This is a genomic window from Mesorhizobium sp. M7A.F.Ca.ET.027.03.2.1 (assembly GCF_003999175.1).
In the GTDB taxonomy this organism is placed as follows: Bacteria; Pseudomonadota; Alphaproteobacteria; order Rhizobiales; family Rhizobiaceae; genus Mesorhizobium.
The window spans coordinates 1-814 of the sequence record NZ_RZOM01001636.1; the positions used below are offsets into that span (position 1 = coordinate 1).

Below are 814 nucleotides of genomic sequence, written 5' to 3' on the forward strand. Positions count from 1 at the left end.
AAGTCGGATCGTCCGACGGTTGCGGCGATCGTCGAGCGCATTGGTCCGATGCGCAACAAGGTCGCGACGGAAAACACCGCCGAGACCAGCGAAGCCCGCCGCGAGCGCCGCCGCAGCCGGGCCTGACCTCATCGATTTCGGTTATTCGCTGTTGTCGGCGTAGCTCGACTGCGCCGACTTGAAGTCGACCACATTGTCGCCGCGCATCGTCATCAGCGCGCCCGAAGCGCTGGGGTCGGTGATCTGTTCCAGCATGATGCGGAAGCGGTCGTTGGTCAGCGCCGACAGGGCGGTGTGGCGCGCCTGTGCGACATCGTCACTGATACGCCTGGATTCCGATGATGGGGCCGATGAAACCGCCGAGGCGTCTGGCGCCGGGGGTATCGAGTTGGCGATAGTCCTGATCTGCAATTTCGGCTCCCTCAAGCCCAGTACACCTGTCCTGCGTAACAAGGAGGGGGTTGCCATCCGGTACCGGAATTGCCGCGCAATTTAACGACCCATAAAATCCGCGAAAAAAGGCCGGCAAGGTTTCCCTCGCCGGCCTGCCTCACCCGCCCGCGGTCGGTTCCCCCGTATCAGAACGATCCTATCTGAAAGAAACCGGCCGTCATCACCACTTACCGGTTACCGCCCAGCGCAGAGGCAAGGCGCACAAGCGAGAGGAACTCGGCCCTGTACCCAAACGGGTCGGCCCCTCGAGCGGCAGTGGCGATCTCCATGATCTTGTCGTAGCCGAACTTCGCGGTCGCATCCTCGTCGCGCAGCTTCTGGCCGAAGGCGGCAACCGCGACGGAGAAGCGCTGATCGGTGC

2 protein-coding genes and 1 pseudogene are annotated in these 814 nt (G+C 63.1%); 1 reads left to right on the forward strand and 2 read right to left on the reverse strand.

What is annotated here, in order from left to right; genetic code table 11:
- Positions 1 to 126 (forward strand): annotated as a pseudogene (locus EN750_RS41295) (methionine synthase); the annotation flags it as partial.
- A 15-nt stretch (positions 127 to 141) separates the two neighbouring features.
- Here EN750_RS41295 and EN750_RS39790 read toward each other — a convergent pair.
- The gene (locus EN750_RS39790; RefSeq protein ID WP_023812294.1) at positions 142 to 411 is read right to left on the reverse strand and encodes a hypothetical protein; all 270 of its coding nucleotides are present in this window, start codon (positions 409 to 411) and stop codon (positions 142 to 144) included.
- Between the two features lie 209 nt (positions 412 to 620).
- Positions 621 to 814: YfbK domain-containing protein (locus EN750_RS36995; RefSeq protein WP_127399459.1), on the reverse strand; the 194-nt coding region annotated here is incomplete at its 5' end.